The sequence below is a fragment of the Flavobacterium sp. genome (assembly GCF_036515215.1).
Lineage (GTDB): Bacteria > Bacteroidota > Bacteroidia > Flavobacteriales > Flavobacteriaceae > Flavobacterium.
The window spans coordinates 1-4,347 of the sequence record NZ_DATBVQ010000044.1 but is presented as its reverse complement, the minus strand read 5'-3'; the positions used below and the strand labels follow the sequence as shown (position 1 = coordinate 4,347).

At 35.0% G+C, this 4,347-nt stretch carries 6 protein-coding genes; all 6 read right to left on the bottom strand.

The features are described from left to right. Positions 1-510, bottom strand: a 510-nt coding sequence (locus tag VIH09_RS03265; RefSeq protein WP_331577830.1) for a hypothetical protein, incomplete at its 3' end; no start/stop codon positions are given. Positions 511-644: 134 nt separating this feature from the next. Beyond that, on the bottom strand, positions 645-1,205 hold the full coding sequence (locus tag VIH09_RS03260) for a hypothetical protein (RefSeq protein WP_331577829.1): 561 nt from the start codon (positions 1,203-1,205) through the stop codon (positions 645-647). A gap of 90 nt (positions 1,206-1,295) precedes the next feature. After that, positions 1,296-1,463 (bottom strand): tetratricopeptide repeat protein, encoded by a 168-nt coding sequence (locus tag VIH09_RS03255; protein WP_331577828.1) that lies wholly within the window; start codon positions 1,461-1,463, stop codon positions 1,296-1,298. 152 nt (positions 1,464-1,615) lie between these two features. After that, positions 1,616-2,746 (bottom strand): serine hydrolase domain-containing protein, encoded by a 1,131-nt coding sequence (locus tag VIH09_RS03250; RefSeq protein WP_331577826.1) that lies wholly within the window; start codon positions 2,744-2,746, stop codon positions 1,616-1,618. Positions 2,747-2,961: 215 nt separating this feature from the next. After that, the gene (locus VIH09_RS03245; protein ID WP_331577824.1) at positions 2,962-3,411 is read right to left on the bottom strand and encodes a hypothetical protein; all 450 of its coding nucleotides are present in this window, start codon (positions 3,409-3,411) and stop codon (positions 2,962-2,964) included. A gap of 209 nt (positions 3,412-3,620) precedes the next feature. Continuing rightward, positions 3,621-4,347: TonB-dependent receptor (locus VIH09_RS03240; protein WP_331577822.1), on the bottom strand; the 727-nt coding region annotated here is incomplete at its 5' end.

Here is a 4,347-nt window from a genome sequence, read left to right as displayed (position 1 = left end):
GCCGAGGGCGACAAGGAAAGTGATGCCGCCCACGCCAGTTAATGCTGCAAGCTGAACAAGTGGCAGATTATCCTGCTGGGTATGAGCAAGAATCCCCCAAGTGGCACCAGGTGTGAAGCTGTATTGAATCCAACCCATCACGGTAAGGACGGATGCAAATGTATACGCGCCCCATCGAGCTCCCAGCCTGTGGTGCGCTACTCCAGCTACATACATCGACACAAATACTTCAATTGCGATAGGTATGGCATACATTGGTGCCGGTGCCCACGGAATTTCGCTTGTCACCATTTTGCTTACGGCAAGGATGTATGCGATAACAAGTGTGATAAAGAGAGTGAATTTTTGTTTTGTTTTGCTGCATTCATGGATGAATACCAGCATAGGTGCGAACACAACCCAACCTAACTCTCCAATGCCAAACCTTATAAAAGTAAGTATAATAAGGATGCTGCCTGCCAAAAGCAAAAATGTAGTAGGCAACCTATTGTTATACAGTGAAGTGGACATATCGGTTGATTAGGATGTACCTATAAATATAATTATTTTATGGGTGAATTGCAAAGGTTTTAGCCATCATTCTAATAACATTAAAGCTTGTTATCATGAAATGTTAAAGTTGCTTGGCATAAATCGCTTTATACTCAATTACCGTTTAGCGGAAACGAAAATCCAAATGCAGCTGCACCAGAAAACTGTTCCACACTAGGATGAAAATAATAAGTAAAGGCAATATCAAAATTGTGTTTTGGTCCCAATTCCAATCCAAGGGAGAATGGAATATGTAAAATCAATCCACTTTTATCTATAGTGGTGAATGGCGTATAGGTTTCAAAAGATCCTATTGATGCGCCGACTCCAGCTTCCAGATAGGGTGCTACCCAAGGAAAAGGCGCCTTAATTCGTGCTTTTGTTCCAATTAGAAAAGCGTTTGAAGTTACTTTGTAATTAGGCTCGTTTTGTTGGTTATCAGTGTCAGGTTTTGTCAATATAAGACCGGCATAAGGTCTAATATCAATCCACTTGGCAAGGTCAAGTACGTATTCCCCTTGTAAATAAAAGCCAGAACCACTTATGTCAGCATCATCATAAGGGGCCCTTATTCCATAGCCTATTGAAATGTTCAGCGACTTTTCCTTTATTAATTGGGCTTTGACTTGAGCCGAAGCCAATATTGTCAAAATTAGTATAATTGTTTTTTTCATAATTTGTCAGTGCGTATTGGTGCATGGCGATCAATAAAGCAACGAAGTCCTACTTTTGGCAATACGATGTTAGCGGTAGTGTATTTGTTGCTATTTTCTCAATTCTGTAAGCATATCTTTTGCATTTCCATTATTTGGGTTTAATTCCAAACTTTTCTCATAGTTTTTAATAGCCAAAGTTTTGTCACCTTTGTTCATATATGCTTCTCCTAAACTGTCGAACACATTTGCAGAATTTGGATATGCAAATGTATTCATTGTGAAAATGTCTATTGCTTTATCATAATTTTTTTGAGACAAAAAAACGTAACCTTTTGCGTTTAATAGGTATTCTAAAATATCTATTTTAACTGGTCTTTTTTTATAGTTTTCTTTGCCTGCTTCAATTCCTTTACTTAAAATTATTTCAATTAAGTTTTGAGAATATTTCTGATTGGCTTCATTGGTATGATTGGCTTATAATTTTTATCAAAAATAATTTTAGCGATTTCTTTATTTAGTCCGTCAAAATTTGGATGCGATTTATTGGAAAGCATTATAATCGTTACTTTTTCATTAATATATCTTAAGAAATCTGCATATATAATATTGTTTGTACCGTTATGCCAAATTTGCAAAGTATTTCGATTTGTTTTAAAAATATCCCAACCGTATGCATAATATGGATTTTCATTTTCATTGGGTCTCAATCTTGGATGGTATAATTTTTTTTTCTCCCCTTTTGATAAAATCTGTTCTGTCATCAATGCTTTATGCCATTTGTATAAATCTTCTGTTGTAGAAAGTATTCCGCCGTTTCCTTTTAGATGCCAGTAGGGTGCGTCAATATCCCAATTTTTATCCGTTGATTTCCCCCAAACTTTACCATCCTTGTAATAACCAATTGCAATTTTATTATTGTCAAAATTGGGTCTTGAATATCCTGTAAATTCCATTTGAGCAGGTTTCCATAGGTTTTCATACAAATAGTTTTCGTAAGTAGTTCCCGAAACTTTTTCAATGATTATAGCCAATAAACTATATCCAATATTAGAATAGGAAAATCTTGTTCCGCTTTCAAAAAGCAAAGAAGAATTCATTACTTTATCAATGAAATCAGTTTGACTTATTTTATCAAAGTCGCTACCAACGTTGCTTTCTAGGCCCGATTGATGTCTAAGTAAATCGTGAATGCTAATATTTTCTTTATCCTTTGGTAGATTTTCAAAATATTTTGAAATTTTATCGTCAGTTGATAATTTATCTTGCATTTCTAATTTTAATATAGCGGTTGCAGTGAACTGTTTTGTAATAGAGCCTGTGCTAAAAATTATTGTTGGATCGTTTTTTATTGAATGTTCTTTATCACTGAAACCATATCCTTTTGAAATTACTTTATTACCGTTTAGTTCAACAAGTACACTTCCATAAAACCCAGCTTTTCCAAGTTCGGATAAGTAGGTGTTAATTCGTTTAGTTGTTTTAGTGCTGTTTTCTACTTGTCCAAATGTTGTAAAGTAAAAAAGTATTGTTAGTGCAAATGTTATAAAAAATTTAGTCATAATATCCTTGGTTTTTGACTGTTGTCTGTCGTTGCTTTTTTAAATGCGGATTATCGTTTTTGCATTACAGCTAACGTTCCCGTGGCTTTGCTTGGGTTTTGGGATTAAATTCAGCTTTATCTTTCGGTTAAACACTTTTAATTCAAGTACAAGACCAACTTCAAATTAAGCCGAATTCCCAAATCCGGCAAAACCGCTGTTATCTGTAGTGCAGTTTATGGTATCGTTTCGATACTAAAGATTTTAAGTTTCCCATTTTCTTTTTTAAAACGTAACAATGCACCAGAACCTTCAAATTTTGTTTTAGGATTAGGTTTAGCCAACTGATAACCTAAAGAATATTCATCTCGGTCTTTATCATATGTAATTGCACTTTTTTTTAATTTTTTTGGATTCAAGAAAGGAATAATTTCATTAATATTATTTTTTATTTTCCTGTTTTCTATTAGGAAATTTTCATCATAGTTCTGTTCATTACATACAATACACATAATTTTTTGATAGAATAATTCTGAAATTAATTTATCATTTAAATTCTGGTTTTTATTTTCTCTATTGATTTTCTTAATTATTTGCAAACTTTCATTTTTAATGTCTGTCAAATTATTTTGAGAATATAAATTCAGAGAGTAAAACAAAATTAGAAAAATTATTGTTTTGTCCATTGTGTGCGTTATTTTGGATTATATTACAGATAACTAGTATATACCCGCTACGCAATAGCGACTATATACCCGTAATCGGGTAGATTGTCGCTATTGGGGTATCGCATTTCCATCAAATATAAATATCTTTTTTGGGGTAACTGCAGTTTTTATTTAGTACTATTCTTATAAATAGTAGTAAGAAGGAATAGGAGTAATAATGGCCTCTCCTAGAAATTAACCCTGAAACTGACATTAGGAGTCATGCCGAGGGATTTGTTATCGACTCTTACCGTTTTCTCGGAATCGTTTGGATCCACTTTGTAATAGCGGTTGATCACATTGGCCTCATCAGTTATATTAATGACTCCCGCACGAATAATTCCTTTGATACCGCCAGAAAAATTGAAGTTATAACTGAGCGAAGCATCCAAGCGCATGAAGTCATCGAGGTTTTCGCTGTTTGGGGAATCGTAATTCACCATTGTGGTATTGCCGTTTTGAACCGTTTCGTTTGCTGCAAGTGGGATAGTGTAAGGTTGGCCGTTTCTCCAAATACCGCCAACAGAAACCTTGAAGTTGGTCATGATGTCATAATTGACCCCAACAGAGGCAGAATGCCTTATATCAGTGTTATTGGGAAATCGGGAAGGGGTGAAGCTGTCAAATGTATAGTCGTTTGTGCTGAAGGTGTAGCTAACCCATGTGCTGAACTGGCCGGAAGTTTTATTGGCCAAAAATTCAATGCCTTTGGCGGTATAGCTTCCGTGTGCTTTCTTGTATTGGAAATTATTGTAAAATCCCTGGTTCGATGCCGTTATGCCGTCGACGATTTTGTAAAACCCCGTCAAATCGATATTCAGTTTGTTTTTGTTGAATTCCACCCCAAACGACCCTTGCTTGCTTGTAGCGATGGGAATACTTTCATTGTTGACCAATACCCATCGTCTTTTTTCG

What these genes read in the sequence shown, in the direction of transcription:
- VIH09_RS03260 (WP_331577829.1), bottom strand. Translation starts at nt 1,205, where the DNA reads ATGAAAAAAACAATTATACTAATTTTGACAATATTGGCTTCGGCTCAA.
- VIH09_RS03255 (WP_331577828.1), bottom strand. Translation starts at nt 1,463, where the DNA reads ATGAATACATTTGCATATCCAAATTCTGCAAATGTGTTCGACAGTTTA.
- VIH09_RS03250 (WP_331577826.1), bottom strand. Translation starts at nt 2,746, where the DNA reads ATGACTAAATTTTTTATAACATTTGCACTAACAATACTTTTTTACTTT.
- VIH09_RS03245 (WP_331577824.1), bottom strand. Translation starts at nt 3,411, where the DNA reads ATGGACAAAACAATAATTTTTCTAATTTTGTTTTACTCTCTGAATTTA.